This is a genomic window from Bacillus sp. SIMBA_005 (assembly GCF_046535585.1).
In the GTDB taxonomy this organism is placed as follows: domain Bacteria; phylum Bacillota; class Bacilli; order Bacillales; family Bacillaceae; genus Bacillus; species Bacillus pumilus.
The window spans coordinates 1-271 of the sequence record NZ_JAWRWI010000413.1 but is presented as its reverse complement, the minus strand read 5'-3'; the positions used below and the strand labels follow the sequence as shown (position 1 = coordinate 271).

The following is a 271-nucleotide window of genomic DNA, read 5'->3' as shown; positions in this document are numbered from 1 at the left end:
CTATCACTCGGAGCAGTTCCGGGTGCAGGGACTCGTCTGAGGGCAGCGGTCAGAGCTCGACTGACCCCGAGATGACCACGTCGGCACGGCTGCCCACCCACACCTGATCGGCCTCCTGGCTGATCCGGATCCGTCCCCGGCGTCCGATGGCCGTGCCCTGTGCGGCGAGATACGGGGCGTGGGCGCGACCGCTCGCGAGCAGCCACTCCGCCGCCGCGGCCTTCAGGCTGCCGGTCACCGGGTCCTCCCGCAGCGGGCCCTCGCCGTCGGT

The 271-nt window shown here is 72.3% G+C and carries 1 protein-coding gene; it reads right to left on the bottom strand.

Features of this window, described 5'->3' with window-relative positions; translation table 11 throughout:
• Nucleotides 1–49 precede the first annotated feature (49 nt).
• On the bottom strand, nt 50–271 hold a 222-nt coding region (locus tag SB660_RS20680; protein ID WP_486304209.1), incomplete at its 5' end, for a hypothetical protein.